The sequence below is a fragment of the Streptomyces sp. NPDC055287 genome (assembly GCF_053646035.1).
On the sequence record NZ_JBSHNE010000013.1, the window covers coordinates 119,123 to 139,619 of the forward strand.

At 71.3% G+C, this 20,497-nt stretch carries 12 protein-coding genes and 1 tRNA gene; 10 read left to right on the forward strand and 3 right to left on the reverse strand.

Annotated elements, in window-relative coordinates:
* Positions 1 to 108: 108 nt before the first annotated feature.
* From ACWIHY_RS21770 to ACWIHY_RS21805, 8 genes are all read left to right on the forward strand, one after another.
* The gene (locus ACWIHY_RS21770) at positions 109 to 1,629 is read left to right on the forward strand and encodes a DUF7059 domain-containing protein (RefSeq protein ID WP_454377312.1); all 1,521 of its coding nucleotides are present in this window, start codon (positions 109 to 111) and stop codon (positions 1,627 to 1,629) included.
* A 179-nt stretch (positions 1,630 to 1,808) separates the two neighbouring features.
* A complete protein-coding gene (locus tag ACWIHY_RS21775; protein WP_454377313.1) occupies positions 1,809 to 2,006 on the forward strand; it encodes a hypothetical protein in 198 nt (65 codons plus the stop codon).
* Between the two features lie 212 nt (positions 2,007 to 2,218).
* Positions 2,219 to 5,110 carry a type I DNA topoisomerase gene (gene topA, locus ACWIHY_RS21780; protein ID WP_454377314.1) on the forward strand — a complete coding sequence of 964 codons (2,892 nt, stop codon included), beginning with the start codon at positions 2,219 to 2,221 and terminating at the stop codon, positions 5,108 to 5,110.
* A 146-nt stretch (positions 5,111 to 5,256) separates the two neighbouring features.
* Positions 5,257 to 8,550, forward strand: coding sequence for a dTMP kinase (gene tmk, locus ACWIHY_RS21785; protein ID WP_454377315.1), 3,294 nt, complete (start codon positions 5,257 to 5,259; stop codon positions 8,548 to 8,550).
* 270 nt (positions 8,551 to 8,820) lie between these two features.
* Entirely contained in the window at positions 8,821 to 10,035 is a 1,215-nt protein-coding gene (locus tag ACWIHY_RS21790) for a DNA polymerase III subunit delta' (protein ID WP_454377316.1), read from the forward strand.
* 88 nt (positions 10,036 to 10,123) lie between these two features.
* Positions 10,124 to 11,659 carry an alpha/beta hydrolase gene (locus tag ACWIHY_RS21795; RefSeq protein WP_454377317.1) on the forward strand — a complete coding sequence of 512 codons (1,536 nt, stop codon included), beginning with the start codon at positions 10,124 to 10,126 and terminating at the stop codon, positions 11,657 to 11,659.
* 130 nt (positions 11,660 to 11,789) lie between these two features.
* Positions 11,790 to 11,863 (forward strand) — tRNA-Thr (locus tag ACWIHY_RS21800).
* A gap of 607 nt (positions 11,864 to 12,470) precedes the next feature.
* A complete protein-coding gene (locus ACWIHY_RS21805; protein WP_454377318.1) occupies positions 12,471 to 14,747 on the forward strand; it encodes a catalase in 2,277 nt (758 codons plus the stop codon).
* A gap of 53 nt (positions 14,748 to 14,800) precedes the next feature.
* Here ACWIHY_RS21805 and ACWIHY_RS21810 read toward each other — a convergent pair whose 3' ends face one another.
* Positions 14,801 to 15,760: an SIS domain-containing protein gene (locus ACWIHY_RS21810; protein ID WP_454377319.1), complete on the reverse strand. Its 960-nt coding sequence runs from the start codon at positions 15,758 to 15,760 to the stop codon at positions 14,801 to 14,803.
* Between the two features lie 140 nt (positions 15,761 to 15,900).
* On the opposite strand from ACWIHY_RS21810, the gene ACWIHY_RS21815 reads away from it, so the two are divergent.
* On the forward strand, positions 15,901 to 16,689 hold the full coding sequence (locus ACWIHY_RS21815) for a DeoR/GlpR family DNA-binding transcription regulator (RefSeq protein ID WP_454377320.1): 789 nt from the start codon (positions 15,901 to 15,903) through the stop codon (positions 16,687 to 16,689).
* Positions 16,690 to 16,844: 155 nt separating this feature from the next.
* On the opposite strand, the gene ACWIHY_RS21820 is transcribed toward ACWIHY_RS21815, so the two are convergent.
* Positions 16,845 to 17,843, reverse strand: a complete 999-nt coding sequence (locus tag ACWIHY_RS21820; RefSeq protein WP_454377321.1) for an NEW3 domain-containing protein — start codon at positions 17,841 to 17,843, stop codon at positions 16,845 to 16,847.
* A 24-nt stretch (positions 17,844 to 17,867) separates the two neighbouring features.
* A complete protein-coding gene (locus tag ACWIHY_RS21825) occupies positions 17,868 to 19,331 on the reverse strand; it encodes a Gfo/Idh/MocA family protein (RefSeq protein ID WP_454377322.1) in 1,464 nt (487 codons plus the stop codon).
* A gap of 251 nt (positions 19,332 to 19,582) precedes the next feature.
* On the opposite strand from ACWIHY_RS21825, the gene ACWIHY_RS21830 reads away from it, so the two are divergent.
* Positions 19,583 to 20,494, forward strand: a complete 912-nt coding sequence (locus ACWIHY_RS21830) for an ABC transporter ATP-binding protein (protein ID WP_454377323.1) — start codon at positions 19,583 to 19,585, stop codon at positions 20,492 to 20,494.
* The last annotated feature ends 3 nt before the right edge of the window (positions 20,495 to 20,497 follow it).

Sequence of the window (20,497 nt, forward strand, 5' to 3'; positions counted from 1 at the left end):
GCTCGGCCGCTGTGACGGCGCGCGTACGGCCCTGCCCGCGTGGTCCGGAATCCCGAAGAGGGGCCGGGCCGCGCGGCTTTTGTCAGTGGGAGCGGTGACAATGGCCGGGTGAGTAAGACCAGCCTTCCCGCGCCCGAAAGCTCCGCCCGCCTGCGCGACGCGCTCCTCGCCGCCGACTTCACCGCCGACGGGCTGCTGGAGCTGCTCGGCGCGCCCGCGTACGCCGCGCTCGCCCGCAGCGAGACCGTTCCCGCGTTGCGGGCCACCCGCGGTGACAGCCCGCTCGAAACGCTCGTGCGGCTCTTCCTGCTCCAGCAGGCCGTGCCCGTCGGCCGTGCCGGGGCCGCCCTGCCCCTGGAGCAGTGCCTGGCCGACGGCTGGCTGGTGCGCGAAGGGGCGGACGGGGGCGACAGCACGGGCGACGCCGTACGGGCGACCGTGGACGTACGGCCGTACGGCGGCGAGGAGGGCCAGGACTGGTTCATCGTCTCCGATCTCGGCCGCGCGGTCGGTGGCGCCGGGGGCGCGGGCACCCGAGACGAAGCGGTGGTCCTGGGGGTCGGCGGCGCCTCCACCACGCTCGCCGGCATCACTGTCCGTACGCCGGTCACCCGCGCCCTCGATCTCGGCACCGGGTCCGGCATCCAGGCACTGCACGCGGCGCAGCACGCCGTGCGCGTCACCGCCACCGACCTGAATCCGCGCGCACTGCACTTCACGCGCCTGACGCTCGGGCTCTCCGGAGCGCCCGAAGCCGACCTGCGCGAGGGCTCGCTCTACGAGCCGGTCGGCGAGGACACGTACGACCTGATCGTGTCCAACCCGCCCTTCGTCATCTCGCCGGGTGCGCGGCTGACCTACCGGGACGGCGGGATGGGCGGGGACGATCTGTGCCGCACGCTCGTTCAGGGAGCGGGAGAGCGGCTGAACGACGGGGGGTACGCGCAGTTCCTCGCCAACTGGCAGCACGTGGAGGGCGAGGAGTGGCAGGAGCGGCTGCGCTCCTGGGTGCCGGCCGGGTGCGACGCGTGGATCGTGCAGCGCGAGGTGCAGGACATCACGCAGTACGCCGAACTGTGGCTGCGCGACAGCGGCGACCACCGCACCGGCCCCGCGGAGTACGCCGCGCGTTACGACGCCTGGCTCGACGAGTTCGAGGCCCGCAAGACCAAGGGCGTCGGCTTCGGCTGGATCACGCTGCGCAAGTCCGGCGCCGAGAACCCCTCGATCACCATCGAGGAGTGGCCGCACCCCGTCGAACAGCCTCTCGGTCCCGTCGTGCGCGCCCATTTCGAGCGTCAGGACTATCTGCGGTCGCACGACGACGCGGCGCTGCTCGCCGGTCACTTCAGGCTGGCCGACGAGGTCGTGCAGGAGCAGATCGGGCTGCCGGGAGCGGAGGACCCGGAGTACGTGGTGCTGCGCCAGAACCGCGGCATGCGGCGCGCGACGAAGGTCGACACGGTCGGCGCGGGCTTCGCCGGGGTGTCCGACGGGTCGCTCAGCGCGGGCCGCATTCTCGACGCCATCGCGCAACTGCTGGGCGAGGACCCGGTGCTGCTGCGGGACCGTACGCCCGAGGCGATCCGGCTGCTGGTCGAGCAGGCCTTCCTGGAGCCGCTGGACTGAGCTGCCGGACTGAGCCGCGGGCCGAGTCGCCGGGCCGGCCAGCGGGGCGCCCCTGCCGCCCACGCGCCGTTCACCGGCAGTTCGTATCCAGGTCGCCCGGCGGTGATTCGCAGGTGCCAGCCTCACCGTCCGGGGAGCCAGGTCGGCCGACGGTGACGGCGAGGGTGAGGGGTACGACGATGGAGAGCGGGCCGGCAATTTTCGCGGGAGCGGCGTTCACGGTGTTCGGAGCCGGGCTGCTCTGGTGGACGGGGGCGCGCGCCCTGCACCGTGCGCCGGTGGCGTACGGAACGAGCCCCGCGATCTCCTTCGCGCTGGCCACAGCCTTCGGAGCGGCCTTCGTCGTTCTCGGAGTGTGGTGTTTCGGCCGGATCTGATCGGAAGAGATCCACACGGCATCTGCACGAGGTCTTCAAGGGGGTCCCGCAGAGGCGGTCGGGCGGTCCGGGCGGCAGGAATGCCGGGAGTCGGGTTACCGTTCGAGTGGCCGTTGCGGGCTTTTGCCGTTTGACACGGGGACGGGTTGTACCGTCACACTCCGCAGCGTCACGTACAGACCACTGAGTGTCGACCGGAGAGAAGAGCCAAGTTGTCCCCGACCAGCGAGACCGCACACGGCGGCCGCCGACTCGTCATCGTCGAGTCGCCCGCCAAGGCGAAGACGATCAAGGGCTACCTCGGCCCTGGCTATGTCGTCGAGGCGAGCGTCGGGCACATCCGCGACCTCCCGAACGGCGCCGCCGAGGTGCCCGACAAGTACACGGGCGAGGTGCGCCGCCTCGGCGTCGACGTACAGAACGACTTCCAGCCCATCTATGTCGTCAATGCCGACAAGAAGTCGCAGGTCAGGAAGTTGAAGGAGCTCCTTGCGGAGTCCGACGAACTCTTCCTCGCCACCGATGAGGACCGCGAGGGCGAAGCCATCGCGTGGCACCTCCTGGAAGTGCTGAAGCCCAAGGTCCCGGTCCACCGGATGGTCTTCCACGAGATCACCAAGGACGCGATCCGCGAGGCCGTGGCCAATCCGCGCGACCTCAACAAGCCCATGGTCGACGCCCAGGAGACGCGCCGCATCCTGGACCGTCTCTACGGCTACGAGGTCTCGCCGGTCCTGTGGAAGAAGGTCATGCCCCGGCTGTCCGCCGGCCGTGTCCAGTCCGTCGCCACCCGCCTTGTCGTCGTCCGGGAACGCGAGCGCATCGCTTTTCGTTCTGCTGAGTACTGGGACCTGACCGGCACGTTCTTCACGGGACGCACCGGTGACGCCTCCGACCCGTCCTCTCTGGTCGCCCGCCTGACGACGGTCGACGGCCGGCGTATCGCCCAGGGCCGCGATTTCAACTCCGTGGGACAACTCAAGAGTGATGTCCTTCACCTCGACGAAGCGAACGCCCGCGCCCTGGCCGTCGCGCTCGCCGACTCGCCGTTCGCCGTCCGCTCGGTCGAGTCGAAGCCGTACCGCCGCTCGCCGTACGCCCCGTTCCGTACGACGACCCTCCAGCAGGAGGCCTCGCGCAAGCTGGGCTTCGGCGCGAAGTCCACGATGCAGGTCGCGCAGAAGCTGTACGAGAACGGCTTCATCACGTACATGCGTACCGACTCCACGACGCTCTCCGACACCGCGGTCCAGGCGGCCCGTGCCCAGGTGACGCAGCTGTACGGCTCCGAGTACCTGCCGGACAAGCCCCGCACGTACGCCGGCAAGGTCAAGAACGCGCAGGAGGCGCACGAGGCGATCCGCCCCTCGGGCGACCGCTTCCGCACCCCTGCCGAGACCGGCCTGAGCGGCGACCAGTTCCGGCTGTACGAGCTGATCTGGAAGCGCACCGTCGCCTCCCAGATGAAGGACGCCGTCGGAAACAGCGTGACGGTGAAGATCGGCGGCCGGGCGAGCGACGGCCGGGACGCCGAGTTCTCCGCCTCCGGCAAGACGATCACCTTCCACGGCTTCATGAAGGCGTACGTCGAAGGCGCCGACGACCCGAACGCCGAGCTCGACGACCGCGAGCGCAGGCTGCCGCAGGTCGCCCAGGGCGACGCGCTCACCTCCGAGGAGATCTCGGTCGACGGGCACGCGACCAAGCCCCCGGCCCGCTACACCGAGGCCTCGCTGGTCAAGGAGCTCGAGGAGCGCGAGATCGGCCGCCCGTCGACGTACGCCTCGATCATCGGCACGATCCTCGACCGCGGGTACGTGTTCAAGAAGGGCACGGCGCTCGTGCCGTCCTTCCTGAGCTTCGCCGTGGTCAACCTGCTCGAGAAGCACTTCGGCCGGCTCGTCGACTACGACTTCACGGCGAAGATGGAGGACGACCTCGACCGCATCGCGCGGGGCGAGGCGCAGGCCGTGCCGTGGCTGCGGCGCTTCTACTTCGGTGAGGGAGACGCCGACGCCGGTGTCGCCCCCGGTGGTGCGGCGGACGCCGGCAACGGCGACGGCGACCACCTCGGCGGCCTCAAGGAGCTCGTCACCGACCTCGGTGCGATCGACGCCCGTGAGATCTCGTCCTTCCCGGTCGGCGACGGCATCGTGCTGCGCGTGGGTCGCTACGGCCCGTACATCGAGCGCGGCGAGAAGGACGACGAGAACCACCAGCGCGCCGATGTGCCGGAGGACATGGCGCCGGACGAGCTGACCATCGAGTACGCCGAGGAGCTGCTGGCCAAACCGAGCGGCGACTTCGAGCTGGGCGCCGACCCGGAGACGGGCCGCCAGATCGTGGCGAAGGACGGCCGGTACGGCCCGTACGTCACGGAGATCCTTCCCGAGGGCACTCCGAAGACCGGCAAGAACGCGGTCAAGCCGCGCACGGCCTCGCTCTTCAAGTCGATGTCCCTGGACACGGTCACGCTCGCGGACGCGCTCAAGCTGATGTCGCTGCCGCGCGTCGTCGGTACGGACGCCGAGGGCGTCGAGATCACCGCGCAGAACGGCCGGTACGGCCCGTACCTCAAGAAGGGCACGGACTCGCGCTCGCTGGAGACCGAGGACCAGCTCTTCTCGATCACGCTGGAAGAAGCGCTGGCGATCTACGCCCAGCCCAAGCAGCGGGGTCGCGCGGCCGCCAAGCCGCCGCTGAAGGAACTGGGTACGGACCCGGTCAGCGAGCGTCCGGTGGTCGTGAAGGACGGGCGCTTCGGCCCGTACGTCACGGACGGCGAGACGAACGCGACGCTGCGGACCGACGACAGCGTGGAGGACATCACCCCGGAGCGGGGTTACGAGCTCCTCGCGGAGAAGCGAGCCAAGGGCCCGGCGAAGAAGAAGACCGCCAAGAAGGCTCCGGCCAAGAAGGCCACGGCGAAGAAGACCGCCGCCAAGAAGACGACCACGGCCAAGACCGCCGCGGCCAAGAAGACGACGGCCAAGAAGACGGCGACGGCGAAGACCACCACCGCCGCGAAGAAGACCGCCGCCAAGAAGGCTCCGGCCAAGAAGGCGACGGCCTCCAACGCGTCGTCCTCGGCTTCGGAGGACTAGGAGCGGAAGAGCGCCATGTGCAGCCCCCCGGTGCCTCGCGGCGCCGGGGGGCTGTTCATGTGCCGGCGTCCGCACGTGCGCCCCGGAGCAGACGTTTGTTCGGGCGGGGCCTCCAGGGAGTGGCGGGCTCCGGATAGGCTGGGCGGATGACGCGAGCCGAGCAGCCAACGGTCGTGAGCCCCAGCTCCGACGCACTAGCCGCAGACTCACGCGAGCGAGCTGTACGGGCCCTGCTGCGCCTTCCTCCGCTCAGGCGGTTGTGGAGCGCGCAGCTCGTCGGCAATACCGGCGATGCCCTCGCCCTTCTCGTGCTGCTGTTGCTGTCGCTTCAGGTGGCGATCTCCGAAGGGTCGTTCGGCGGTGGTTATCGCGGTGCGGCTTTCGCGGTCGCGGCGGTGTTCGGGGCCCGGATCCTTGCCACCTTCATCTTCGGAGCCCTGCTCCTGGGCCCCGTCTCCACGCTGACCGGGCCGTCGGGGCCGCTCGACCGCCGCTGGACGATGATCGGGGCGGACGGGCTACGGCTCGCCCTCCTCGTCGTCGCACCGCTGTGGATCGACTGGACCCCGGACACGGCCCAGGCCGTACTGCTGATCACCGTCTTCGTCACCGGCGTCGCCGAACGCTTCTGGACGGTCGCCAAGGAGGGAGCCGCTCCCGCGCTGCTGCCCGCGCCGCCGCCCGAGGGCGCGACGGTACGGCCGCTGCCGGACCACCTGGACGCGCTGCGGCGACTGTCGCTGCGTACGAGCTTCGTCGCTCTGCCCGCGGCTGCCGCCGTGCTGCTGGCGGCGACGCTGGTCGGCAATCTGCTCGGCTCCGGCATCGACTGGTTCTCGCAGCACCAGGCGGCCCTCGGGTCGTACGTCGCCGCCGGTCTCTTCGCCGCTTCCGTGTCCACGCTGTACTTCCTCGAGCTCCCCGGCGCGCAGACGCCCCGCGCTCGCTCTCCGCTGGAGGGCCTGCGCCGTCCCAAGACCGGCACCGGTGTCGAAAAGGGGCGTACGGGTGCGATCCGGCTCCTCGTCGTGGCCTGCGCCTCGGTCGCCGGAGCGGTCGCCGCCGCGGCGGCCGTCGCCGTACTGCACGCGAAGGATCTCGGCGGCGGCCCGGTCACTTTCGCGTTGCTCTTCCTCGCCCTGACGGGCGGCACGGTCATCGGCATCCGCAGCGCGCAGAAGGTGCTGCCGAGGCTGTCGCGGCGCCGCCTGCTGTCGCTCGCGATCGCCGGCACCGGCGTCGCCCTGCTCGCCATGGGCATGGTGCCCGACACGGCGACCGTCATCATGATCACTCTCCTGGCCGGCTTCTGCGCCGGGGTCGCCGCGAACACCGGGCACACGCTGCTCGACCAGGAGACCGAGGAGTACCGGCAGGCGCGTACGACGGAGCACCTCCAGGCCGTCGTACGGGTCTACGTGGCCCTCGGCGCGGTCGTTGCCCCGGTGCTCGCCGCCGCGATCGGCCCGCACCGCCTGGCCAACGGCAGCTTCGTCTTCGCCCACGGCGGCGCGGCCTTCACGCTGATGCTCGTCGGCGCGCTGCTCCTGCCGCTGGCCGCGCTCGTCCTCGCCAAGGCGGACGACCGGCAGGGTGTGCCGCTGCGCCGTGACCTGCGGGAGGCGCTGCGGGGCGGCGAGCCGCAGCAGGCGCCCGCCGCGACCGGCTTCTTCATCGCGATGGAGGGCGGCGACGGCGCGGGCAAGTCGACCCAGGTCGAGGCGCTCGCCGAGTGGATCCGCAACAAGGGCCACGAGGTCGTCGTCACCCGCGAGCCGGGTGCCACGCCGATCGGCAAGCGGCTGCGTTCGATCCTGCTGGATGTGTCGAGCGCGGGCCTGTCGAACCGCGCGGAGGCGCTGCTGTACGCCGCCGACCGCGCGGAGCACGTCGATTCCGTCGTGCGTCCGGCGCTGGAGCGCGGCGCTGTCGTCATCACGGACCGGTACGTCGACTCGTCCGTGGCCTACCAGGGCGCGGGCCGCGACCTGTCGCCGACCGAGATCGCCCGCATTTCGCGCTGGGCGACGGACGGACTCGTACCGCATCTGACGGTTCTGCTCGACGTCTCGCCGGAGACCGCGCGCGAGCGGTTCACGGAGGCACCGGACCGGCTGGAGTCGGAGCCTCCGGAGTTCCACGCGCGCGTGCGGCACGGTTTCCTGACGCTGGCCGCCGCCGATCCCGGGCGCTACCTGGTGGTGGATGCCGGCCAGGACCCGGAATCGGTCACCACGGTCGTACGCCACCGTCTGGACCGGATGCTGCCGCTGTCCGATGCCGAGGTGAAGGCGCAGGAGGACGCGCGGAAGGCCGCCGAGGAAGAGGCGCGGCGACTCGCCGAGGAGGAAGCCGCGCGCAAGGCGGAGGAGGAGCGCCTGGAGCGCGAGCGCCAGGAGCAGCTTGCGAAGCTCCGCGCCGAGGAGGAGGAGCGAAAGCGCCGCGAGATCGAAGAGGCGCGGCAGCGCGAGGCCGAACGGCAGGCGGAGGAGGCCCGCCGCCGGGCCGAGGAGGCGCGTCGGCTCGCCGAGGAGGAGCGGCTGCGCCGCGAGGCCGAGGAGAAGGCACGCGCCGCCGAGCAGGAACGGCTGCGCAGGCAGGCCGCTGAAGAGGCGAGGCTGCGGGCGGAGGCGGAGGAACGCCGCCGCGAGAAGCAGCGCAGGGCGGAAGAGGCGCTGCTGAGGGCGGAGGAGGCGCGCCGGCTCGCGGAGTCGGCTGCGGCGGCTTCCGCGGCGGCGGCGCTGGCGGAGCGGTCGCAGTCCCCGTCCGGGGCTCCGTCCGATTCCGCCTCCGATTCCGCCTCCGCCTCTGTCTCCGCTTCCGATGCCGAGCTGACTGTGCCTACGCCGGTCGTGCGTCCGGACGAGGTGACGCAGACGGTGGAGACGCCGCGCGTCGACATGCGCAAGGAGGAGGCGCAGAAGCCTTCTCAGGCCTCTCAGGCCTCCCCGTCCTACGCCGCGGATGACACGACGGTGCTGCGGCCGGTGCGGGAGGCGGGGCCGGCGTCGCCCGTGCGGGACGCCGGGCCGGCGGACGAGACAGCTGTGCTGCCGCCGGTGCGGGACGTCGCGCCGGCGGAAGAGACGGCCGTGCTGCCGCCCGTACGGGATGTGGCTCCTGCGGACGAGACGGCTGTGCTGCCGTCCGTACGGGACGAGCCTTCCGACCGGGTGCCGCCGGGCTTCTTCCGGGACGAACGGGCCGAGGCCGGCGACGAGGGCGCCGGCGGCAACGACCGTACGCGCGAGCTGCCGTGGCTGGATCCGGAAGCCGCACACCCGACCGCGGGTCAGAACGCCCGGGCGACGCGTCGGCGCTCCGACTGGGCGGAGGAGACGCCGCTCGACGATCTGCCGTCGTTGGCGGACGAGCTGCTGGGTGGCCGGGACGCGGACGAGGACGACGGCGGTCAGCGGGGTGGGGGCGGGCGCCGCTAGGAGTGCGTCCCCGGGGCCCGGCCCGCTGGGCCCGGCCCCGGCCCCTTCGGCTCGCCCCGCCCCACTCCGCCCCGCCCCTTCCCGAAACCGGGGCTCCGCCTCGGACCCCGGTCGCGAACGCCCGACGGGCTGCATCCGCGGTCGAGGTCTTCGGAGCACCGCACATGACGCCCGGTCCGAAGGCCGTGGGCGATGGATGTCAGTGGGGTCGACCACAATAGGGGCGGTCGGGGTTCACGAACGCAAGCGCACGCCGGAGGCGGTAGCACCATGGCCGTATGGGACGACCTGGTCGGGCAGGGGCGGGTTCAGGCGCAGCTGGCCGCCGCCGCGCGGGACGCCGACGGGCTCGTGACCGCCGTCGCCGACCGTTCCGGGGCCACCCTCGCCCCCGCCGCGTCCAGGATGACGCACGCCTGGCTCTTCACCGGGCCGCCGGGCTCCGGGCGGTCCACCGCCGCCCGGGCGTTCGCCGCCGCGCTGCAGTGCGTCAGCCCGGACCGGGCCCTGGGCGGGGCCCCGGGCTGCGGATTCTGTGACGGGTGCCACACGACCCTGGTCGGCACGCACGCCGATGTGGAGATCGTCCGTACCGACCAGCTCTCCATCGGCGTGAAGGACACCCGCGAGCTCGTCCGGCGGGCCCAGCTCTCCCCGGCGGGCGGCCGCTGGCAGGTCATCGTCCTGGAGGACGCCGACCGGCTCACCGAAGGCGCGGGCAACGTGCTGCTGAAGGCCATCGAGGAGCCCGCTCCCCGCACGGTCTGGCTGCTCTGCGCGCCTTCCCTGGAGGACGTCCTTCCGACCATTCGCTCCCGCTGCCGCCACCTCACCCTCAGCACGCCGTCCGTGGACGCCGTCGCCGACGTGCTCGTACGACGTGACGGAATCGACCCCGCCACCGCGGCGACGGCCGCGCGCGCGACCCAGGGCCACATCGGGCGGGCCCGTCGGCTCGCCACCGACGAGCGCGCGCGGGCACGCCGCGCCGTGGTGCTCAAGCTTCCGCTGCGCGTCGCCGACATCGGCGGCTGCCTCAAGGCGGCCCAGGAGCTGGTCGACGCGGCCGGTGAGGACGCCAAGCAGGTCGCCGAGGAGATCGACGTCAAGGAGACGGACGACCTGAAGGCGGCCCTCGGCGCCGCGTCGGGCGGCCGGATGCCGCGCGGTACGGCGGGCGCGATGAAGGAGCTGGCCGACCGCCAGAAGCGCCGCTCGACCCGCACGCAGCGGGACAGTCTCGACCTGGCGCTGACCGACCTCACCGGGTTCTACCGCGACGTACTCGCGCTCCAGCTCGGCTCGCGGGTCGCCCTCGCCAACGAGGACGTACGGGACTCCCTCGACCGCATCGCGCAGAGCTCGACGCCCGAGCGCACCCTGCGCCGGATAGAGGCGATCATCGCCTGCCGCCAGGCCCTGGACCGCAATGTCGCGCCGCTGCTCGCGGTGGAGGCCATGACGGTGGCGCTGCGCGCCGGCTGAACCGGGCCAGTCGGCGCCGAGATTGACCGGGATCACTCGTACGAGCCGCTCTCCACACAATCCGTCACTGCCGCACTACGCTCCGAGGATGGACACCAGGCACCTGATCCGGATCTCCGCCACCGCCCTCGCGACGGCCGGACTGCTCATCTCCGGCTGCTCGTCGGGAGGTTCGTCACACAGTGCCTCGGCGTCCGCGCCGCAGAGAGCGGTCCCGGCCGCCCTCAAGACGTACTACGCGCAGAAGCCGAGCTGGGGCGAATGCGGGGTACCAGGGTTCCAGTGCGCCACGGTGAAGGCTCCGCTCGACTACAAGAAGCCGGAGAGGGCCGACATCAAGCTGGCCGTTTCCCGGAAGAAGGCCACCGGCCCCGGCAAGCACCTCGGTTCCCTGCTGGTCAATCCGGGCGGTCCCGGCGGCTCCGCGATCGGCTACCTCCAGTCGTACGCCGCGATCGGGTATCCGGCGCCGGTCCGCGCGCGCTACGACATGGTGGCCGTCGACCCGCGCGGCGTGGCCCGCAGCGCGCCCGTCCAATGCCTGACGGGCAAGGAGATGGACGCGTACACGCAGGTGGACCAGACACCGGACGACCAGGGGGAGACGGGCAGGCTCGTCACGTCCTTCAAGGGGTTCGCGTCCGGCTGCGCGAAGCGCTCGGCCACGATCCTGCCGCACGTCTCCACCGTCGAGGCGGCCCGCGACATGGACATCGTGCGCGCGGTGCTGGGCGACAGGAAGCTGAACTTCGTCGGGGCGTCGTACGGAACCTTCCTGGGCGCCACGTACGCCGAACTCTTCCCCGCCCGGGCCGGCCGCCTGGTGCTCGACGGCGCGATGGACCCGTCCCTTCCGTCCCGCGACATGAGCCGCGACCAGACGGCCGGCTTCGAAACCGCCTTCCAGTCGTTCGCCGCGGACTGCGTCAGGCACAAGGACTGCCCGCTGGGCACCGGTACGCCGAACCAGGCCGGCCGGCGCCTGAAGGGCTTCTTCGACAAGCTCGACGCCAAGCCCGTCCCCACCGGCCAGAGCCGCCCGCTCGGCGAGTCCCTCGCGACCACGGGCGTGATCGCCGCGATGTACGACGAGTCAGCCTGGACGGAGCTGCGCGGCGGCCTGACGCGCGCGATGGGCGGTGACGGCGCGGCGCTGCTGGCGCTGGCCGACACCTACTACGAGCGCTCCGGCGACGGCACATACCAGAACCTCATGTACGCGAACGCCGCCGTGAACTGCCTCGACCTCCCCCTGGCCTTCGCCGGTCCCGATGACGTCCGCACCGAGTTGCCGACCTTCGAGAAGGCGTCACCGGTCTTCGGCGAGGGCCTCGCCTGGGCCTCCCTGAACTGCGGTTACTGGCCGACGAAGGCCACCGGCAAGCCGCACCGCATCGAGGCGAAGGGGGCCGCACCGATCGTCGTGGTCGGCACCACCCGCGACCCGGCGACCCCGTACAAGTGGGCCCAGTCCCTGGCCGGCCAGCTGGCGTCCGGCAGGCTGCTGACGTACGACGGCGACGGCCACACGGCGTACGGGCGCGGCAGCGACTGCATCGACACGGCGATCAACACCTACCTCCTGTCGGGCACGCCTCCGGAGGCCGGCAAGAAGTGCTCGTGACCCGCCACCGGCATGCCGCTCGCCTTTGCTGACCTGCGCGGATGGGCGCCGCCGAGGGCTGTGCGGAGCACCCCTCGAAACTGTGTAGACTTGGGCCCGCTGCTGATCGCACCATGGTGTCGGCAGCGGCGCCGCCTTAGCTCAGTTGGCCAGAGCAACGCACTCGTAATGCGTAGGTCTCGGGTTCGAATCCCGAAGGCGGCTCTGTAGAAGCCTCAGGACTCACTCGCCGTGACCTGGGGCTTTTGCTTTTCCCTGAATCGGCTGCCCGAGGGCGATGTCTGGAAACGGTGCCCGCGGGCGTCGACTTGCGCCAGAATCGTCGGGGCTTGACGAGAACGCGGGCCGCAGACGCTCCGTAGAGGCCCCTCTGCCCGGACGCCCGGGCCGGCGAGCCGATGGCGGACCGGCCTGCCCCTGACGTACTTCCTCGATATCCGCCGTGCCGCGCGTTCGGGGGCGCTCACCGACGCGCTGCGCGGCACCGAGGACGACCAGCTGGTCGGCCTGGTGACCGCGCTGACGCGAGCGGCATCGTCGCCGCCAAACACCGGTGGATCAGAGCGGGGCTCGGTTGCTTCGCTCTGGGCGCGGCCGCGCTCGTGGCGGCGGTACTGGTGGGCATCTGAGAAACGGGTGGGGTGTCCGCGCGCCGGGCGATCCGTTGGTTCGGCGGACTGGTGCGCGGGGTACCCGGCGGGGCGCCGTCACAGAGGCTCGCGTGTGTGGTCGCGCGTGGGCGGGGCGCTGTTTCCTCTTCTGCGGTCCGGGTCATAGCTGTGACGTTGCCCCCCACACGGCTGGAGAACAGATGAGCGAGAAGAACCCGTTGAAGGCGGCGGCGGCGAAGGCCGCCGAGGTGCTGAGCGGCGACGGTCCGCAGGACGGCATCCCCGGCAGGCCCGGTGCCGAGGCGCCGCCCGCCGACGAGCCGACCGAGGTACGGGGGCCCCTGCCGCCCAAGGCCGACCAGAGCGGACCGGCGACGGTCAGTCCCACCGGCAGGCCCACCGGGGCCGCGCAGGACGACATGGCTCAGGGCGGCGCGTATCTGACCACCGCTCAGGGCACTCGCCTGTACGACACCGACCACTCCCTGAAGGCCGGAGCCCGCGGGCCGGTGCTGCTCCAGGACCATCACCTGCGCGAGAAGATCACTCACTTCGACCACGAGCGCATTCCGGAGCGGGTCGTCCACGCGCGCGGCGCCGCGGCGCACGGTGTCTTCCAGGGGTACGGCACCGCCGCGCAGGTCACCAGGACGGCCTTCCTGGCCAAGGGGGTCGAGACGCCGGTGTTCACGCGGTTCTCGACCGTGCTCGGATCGCGCGGTTCGTCGGACACCGTGCGGGACACACGGGGCTTCGCGACGAAGTTCTATACGGACGAGGGCACCTTCGACCTCGTCGGCAACAACATCCCGGTCTTCTTCATCCAGGACGCGATCAAGTTCCCCGACATCATCCACGCCGGCAAGCCCCATCCGGACCGGGAGATCCCGCAGGCGCAGAGCGCGCACGAAACGTTCTGGGACTTCGTCACGCTGCACACCGAGGCGACCCACCACACTCTGTGGAACATGTCGGACCGGGGCATCCCGCGTTCCTTCCGGATGATGGAAGGCTTCGGCGTCCACACCTTCCGGCTGGTCAACGCCGAAGGAGTGACGACGCTGGCGAAGTTCCACTGGAAGCCCAAGCTCGGTGTGCACTCGCTGGTGTGGGAAGAGGCGCAGCTCATCAACGGCATGGACCCCGACTTCCACCGCCGGGACCTCGCCGACGCGATCGAGGCCGGCGCGTACCCGCAGTGGGAGCTCGGCATCCAGACTTTCCCCGACACCCCGGAGCAGGTGTTCCAGGGCATCGACCTGCTCGACCCGACGAACATCGTCCCGGAGGAGCTCGCCCCCGTACAGCCGGTCGGTCTGCTGACGCTCAACGCCAACCCGTCGAACTTCTTCGCCGAGACCGAGCAGGTCGCCTTCCATCCCGGGCATCTCGTGCCCGGCATCGACATCACCGACGACCCGCTGCTCAGCGGCCGGCTGTTCTCGTACCTGGACACCCAGATCAGCCGTCTCGGCGGGCCCAACTTCGCCCAGATTCCCATCAACCGCACCCATGCGCCGGTCAACGACATGCTGCGCGACGGCATGCACCAGACGGCCGTGCACTCCGGCGCCGCTCCCTACCGGCCCAACTCCCTGGACGGCGGCTGTCCGTTCCTGGCGGGCGCGGACACCGGTGCGTACATCGAGGTGCCCCGGGAGGTGCCGGCGGCGAAGAAGGTCCGGGAGGCGCCTGCCACCTTCGCGGACCACTTCAGCCAGCCCCGGTTGTTCTGGCTCAGCATGTCGCCCGTCGAGCGCGAGCACATCATCGCGGCGTACAGCTTCGAGCTGAACAAGTGCTACGAGCCGGCCATCAAGGAGCGTGCGCTGAAGGTGCTCGCCAATATCGACCCGGAGCTGTGCGAGCAGGTCGCCATGGGTCTGGGCCTGCCGGCGCCGGCGGCCACCGTGACGCTGACGACGCCCGAGCCGAGCGCGGCCCTGTCCCAGCTCGGGCAGACCTGGCCGCTGGACGGACGCGTCATCGGGATCATCGCCGACTCCGACGGCGACCTGGACGGGGTGCGTTCGGTACGCGAGGCGGTGCTGGGCGCCGGGATGGTCCCGCTGGTGATCGCCCCGGCGGGCGGCAGGCTGGAGGCCGGCGGCGAGCCGGTGGCCGTGCAGCGCACCTACGTCACCGCGCGGTCGGTCGAGTACGACGCCATTCTGGTGGCCGGGGTGCCCGGGATCGGCAGTGACGCGTTCGCCGCGCGGGACGCCAAGGCCGCCGAGGCGGTGGCGCCGTCGGGTGCGGCGACCGATCCGCGGGTTCAGCTGCTGCTGTCGGAGGCGTTCCGGCACGGCAAGGCGATCGGGGGCTGGGCCGGCGCCGAACGCGTCCTGGAGACCGCGGGGATTCCCGTCGGTACGCCGGGCGTGGTGATTGCCGACAGCGGCACGGGCACGCTGGAGCAGGTCAAGGAGCTCCTGGGGAAGCACCGCGTGTGGGACCGCTTTCCCCTTTCCGTCTGACCTGATCGACGGCAGCTCCACCGGCGCGGCCGACGGCGGTCGCGCCGGTGGCGTTACGCCGTAGTGCTCTCCAGGACCACGGACCGGGTGAGGTTGCGGGGCTTGTCCGGGTCGTAGCCGCGGGACTCGGCGAGCGCGACCGCCAGGCGCTGGGCGCGGATCAGGTCGGCGAGCGGGTCCAGGCCGCCGTCGGCGGAGCTGCCGGACTCGGCGCTCATCGTGCCGCCGACGCGCGCGATGTCGTCGGCGAGGCCCTCCGGCAGGACGCCGAAGATCCAGGCCACCCGCCCGGGGCCGGTGATGCTGATGGGTCCGTGCCGGTACTCCATCGCCGGGTAGGCCTCGGTCCAGGCGCCCGCCGCCTCGCGCATCTTGAGCCCGGCCTCCAGTGCGAGACCGTACGTCCAGCCGGTGCCGAGGAAGGTGAACTGCTCGGCGCCGAGCACCTCTGGGGGCAGTGGCACGGCGACAGCCCGCTCGGCGTCCCGGATTGCCTCGGACAGGGGGCGCACGCCGGGCGGAAGCGCGACCTCCGCCTCCAGGTGGGCACGCAGGAGGGCGAGGGCGGTGGTGGCGAAGCGGGTCTGGACGACCGATTCCTCGTCGGCGAAGTCGAGCACGGCCACGGCGTCCGCCGCGCTCATGACCGGCGTCGCGGGGTCGGCGGTGAGCGCACCGGTTGCCACGGTGCCGCGCACACGCCGGAGTACGTCCAGGACCTCGGTCGTGGTGCCGGAGCGGGTGATCGCCAGGACCCGGTCGTAGCCGGTGCGGTACGGGAACTCCGAGGCGGCGAAGGCATCCGTTTCGCCGTGACCGCCGCTCTCGCGCAGTACCGCGTACGCCTGGGCGATGAACCAGGAGGTGCCGCAGCCGACCACGGCGACGCGCTCACCCCGGAGCGGCAGGGCGTCCGTGTGGGAGGAAAGGGTTCTGGCCGCCTGGGCCCATGTGGCAGGTTGAGAGGCGATCTCGGCCGAGGTGCGGGAGGCGGAGGTATCTGCGGTGGGCATTGAACGTACTCCCATATGATTGAAACTGCTCGAAGGGCGGGCGTTCCAAGCAGATTCGAGCGTTGGCTCGCCGTCTGCGAAGTATCCACCAAGCTGAACTCGCCGTCCATGCATCCCCTGTTGTGAAGGAGTCCGGCCGCATGTCGAAACACGAGCGGTGGAGCGCGCTGCTGGAGCTGCTGGCCGCCGAGGGGCGGCTGGAGGTCGAGGAGGCCGCGACCACGCTGGAGGTCTCGGCCGCGACGATCCGCCGGGACCTCGACGAACTGGCGGAGCAGCAGATGCTCGTGCGGACGCGGGGCGGTGCGATCGCCCACGGGGTGTCGTACGAGCTGCCCCTGCGCTACAAGTCGTCGCGCCACGCGTCCGAGAAGCAGCGGATCGCGGCGGCCGCGGCGGACCTGGTCGCGGACGGGGACGTGGTGGGGCTCAACGGCGGTACGACGACCACGGAGGTGGCGCGTGCGCTGGCGCTGCGGGCCTCTGCCGCTGCCGCCCCCGCCGGCGGTCCTGTGCTGACCGTGGTGACCAACGCGCTCAACATCGCGGGTGAGCTGGCGGTGCGGCCGCAGATCAAGATCGTGGTCACGGGCGGGGTGGCGCGGCCGCAGACGTACGAGCTGGTCGGGCCGCTGACCATGGGCGTACTCAACGAGGTCGTGCTGGACGTGGTCGTACTCGGCGTCGACGGCGTGGACCCGGATCTGGGGGTCATGGCGCATCAGGAGGACGAGGCGAGCGTCAGCCGGCTGTTCGCCGAGCGTTCGCACCGGGTGATCGTGGTGACCGACTCGTCGAAGATGGGGAAGCGGGCGTTCGCGCGGATCTGCGGGCTGGACCGTATCGATGTGGTCGTGACCGACTCGGGGATCTCCGCGGAGGCGGCGGGGCGGCTCACCGATGCCGGGATCAAGGTGATCACCGTCTGAGTGGGTGAGTGGGTGAGTGGGTGTGCGTCCCGTGCGGCTGTGCGGCCGTGCGGTCCCGCGAAACGCCGGAAGGGCTGAACGGTGCCGCAGCCGTTCAGCCCTTCCGGCGGTCGAAGGCACGCCGCCCACCGGGCGCTCGCGCCGCCCCTACCCCGTCACGGCGCGATCGCCATGGCGAAGATGTGCACATTGGCGTTGGCCGGCAGGACCACGAACTCGACCGTCTTCGCCGGGTCCAGCGCCACCGAGTGGGCGAACACGCTGTACTTCACCGTGGCGTTGCCGTATCCGTCCTGCCGGTTCCGGCCGTCGGTCGACTTGACCAGCGTCGCGCCGTGCGCCGTCACCGGGTCGAACGACCAGTTGGGGAAGCCGAACGATCCCGTACTGGACGACCCGTCGGTGTAGTGGACGGTGGCGTTCCCCGTCGCGGAACTGGTGACACCCGACCCGAGGAAGACCAGCTTGCCGCCCTTGCCCCCCAGCGTCACCGCCTGCCCCGCGCTCGTCACGTTGTCCTTCGTCCCGGCCGGCACATCCGGCCAGGTCAGCTCGGCGCCGAGGGCCTTGACCGCTGCCCCGGGCGTCAGACCCACCGCGGCGAGCTTCTGCGCCGAGAAGCTGTTGCCCTCGCCGTCGTAGTTGCCCGCCTTCGTCGCCGACTCGTCCGTGATCGCCACGTTGTTGTACGCCGCAGCCAGGCTCGCCAGCGGGCTCCCGGACCGCTCGGACCGGGTGCCGGTGGCCGTGCCCTCACCGTCGCCGCCCTGATACGTCGCGGTCGCCGTGAACGTACGGATCACGAAACCGGACCGCTTCTCCGGGACTTGGATCCGGAACGTCGTATCGGCCGACGCACCCGCGGCGAGCGAGCCGTCCACGCTGCGCACGGCCGGCTGGACCGCCCATCCGACCGGTCCGGCGAACGTCACCTTCAGCGCACGCAGACGCTGGGGGCCGGCGTTCCTGACGGACACCTCGACCGTCGAGATGGCCGGACCGTCCAGGTCCACGGGCGAGATGCTCACCTCGGTCCTTGCCGCTGCCGGGGGTTCCGGCTCGGCCGCGACCGCCTGCGCGGGGACGAGCGCGACCGCCACCGCCGCCACCACCGCCGTCAACGAACCGACCAGTCGAGCTGAGGCTGATCTCATGGCTGCTCCTTCGCGTGCGCGGGCTCAGGAAACGGGGGGCATCTCGGTCATGCGCGAGTCGAGGCCGGAGCGCAGGTTGACCCAGCCGCCGCGTGTGAAGTCCGGTATCGCGACCGGCCGGCCCTTGTTCGCCAGCGACATGACGCTCAACGGAACCGGCGAACACCAGGCGGCCGAGTCATACACGTCGATGTCCGGGACCAGTCCCGCCCGCATCGACTGCACCGTGCGCCACTGCAGGACGTAGTCCATGCCGCCGTGGCCGCCGTTGTTCGCGGCGTCGTCGCCGATCTTCTTCCACAGCCAGTGGTCGAACTCCTTGCGGTACGTGTCGAAGTCGCGCCAGGAGTGGCCGCCGTGGTCCGGCTCGACGTAGATGCGGCCGCCGGTCGTCGACGTACCGGCGTAGTCCTCGAAGATCCCGCGCGTGCCCGCGATGGAGTTGATGCGGCTGTAGGGGCGGGGGGAACTCACGTCGTGCTCGGCCCGGATCGTCCGGCCGTTCGCCGTCTCGATCGCGCAGGTCACCAGGTCGCCGTTGACGTACGTCTCGTTCCACGACGGGTGGGACTTGGGGACGAAGCGCTCGCGGTAGTCGGCGAGGCCCTTGGGCGCGGTCGCGGTGGCCTTCAGGGTAGTCATCCGGTCGCCGCGGTTGATGTCCATGGCCGCCGCGATGGGGGCCAGCCCGTGCATGGCGTAGAAGGACGCCGTACTGCGGGTGTGCCAGAGCCGGCGCCACGAGTCGGTGTAGTACGTGTTGGAGAAGAGCAGCTCGCGCAGGTCGTGCAGGTAGCCGCCGTGGCCGTTGGTGATGTCGCCGAACAGGCCCTCGTGCGCGGCCTTGAGCATGGCCAGCTCGTTGCGGCCGTAGTTGCAGTTCTCGGACAGCATCAGGTTCTTGCGGGTGCGCTCCGAGGTGTCCACCAGGTCCCAGAGCTCGCGGAGTTCGGTCGCGATGGGCAGCTCGACGACGACGTGCTTGTCCGCCAGCAGCGCGGCCTTGCCCTGCTCGTAGTGGAACTCCCACGGCGTCGCGATGTACACGAGGTCGATGTCGTCGCGCTTGAGCATGTCCTCGTACGAGTCGGCGGAGCCGCCGAACTCCGCCGGGCGCGGCTTGCCCTTCGCGACCAGCTGGTCGGCGGTTCGCTTGGCGCGGTCGGCGCGGATGTCGCAGACGGCGGTCACGACGCAACCGGGGACCACGGACCAGCCGGTGGTCATGCCGGAGCCGCGGTTGCCGAGTCCGATCACGCCGACGCGGACGGTCTTGTACGGCTTGAAGGGGACGTTGATCATCGACTTCTGACCCGGCCTGCGGGCAGGCGCCGAAGCGGCAGCGGCGGACGCGACGGACGCGGAAGCGGCAGCCGCCGTTGCCGCCGACGCGCTGCCGGCCGATCCGATCCCGGCCGCGAGCGACGCTCCTGTGGCCAGCGTTCCTCCCAGGAGCAACCGGCGTGATACTGCGGGGATTTCGGGCATACGAGACGCTCCTCGATACGTGACCGGCATCACTTCACTGGCGGGGTCGACTCTGGCGGGCTTGCCAGTTGCATGTCAATAGGTGCTTGCAGGAACCGGGTTACGAACAAAATCAAGCATTCGGGGGTGCGGGGCGGCCCGGGCGACGGTGTACCCAGGTACACCCGCGCCCGGTGTTTACGCCCATCGGCACGGCTCCTTCCCGTCCGTAGCGTCGTTTCCGACGGCACAGCAGGTGCCACGAGGGAGTGATGAGGATGTTCCGCCGCGCACAGCAGGAGCACACCCGCCGGGCGGCCGAAGCCCTGCGGCTCGTGTCGGTCAGCAAGGTCTACGGGACGGCGGACAGCGCCGTGACCGCGCTGGACGGGGTGACACTCAGCCTGGGGGCCGGGACCTTCACCGCCGTCATGGGGCCCTCCGGGTCGGGGAAATCGACCCTCCTCCAGTGCGCGGCGGGCCTCGACCGGCCGGACAAGGGGCAGGTCGTGGTCGACGGCGAGGAGATGACCGGCGGCACCGAGGCCGAGCTGACGAAGTTTCGGCGGCAGCGGATCGGCTTCGTCTTCCAGCAGTACAACCTCCTGCCCACGCTCACCGTCGCGCAGAACACCGTCCTTCCGCTCAAGCTCGCCGGCCGGCGGATCGACCGGGACCGGGCGCGGCAGATCCTCACCCAGGTGGGCCTCGGTGACCGCCTCGGCCACCGCCCCGACCAGCTGTCCGGCGGCCAGCGCCAGCGCGTCGCCATCGCCAGGGCGCTGGTCACCGAGCCCAGCGTGGTCTTCGCGGACGAGCCGACCGGCGCGCTGGACACGCGCAGCGCACGCGACGTACTACGGCTCCTTCAGGAAGCCGTACGGATCCACGGCCGCACGGTGGTGATGGTGACCCACGACCCGGTGGCCGCGTCGTACGCGGACACCGTGCTCTTCCTGGCGGACGGCCGGCTGGCGGGGCACCTGAGCGCGCCGACCGTGGACGCGGTCGCGGAGCGGCTCGCGCACCTGGGTGACCGGGTGCACGGCGATGTGCGGGGTGAGGGGGGCGGTGATGTGCGGGGCGTCAGCGGCACAAGTGGCGCGGGTGGCGTCAGTAGTACGCGTGGTATCCGCGACGGTGGCGAGGGCCGCGACGGCCGCGATGTCCCGGCGGGGGTGTGAGCG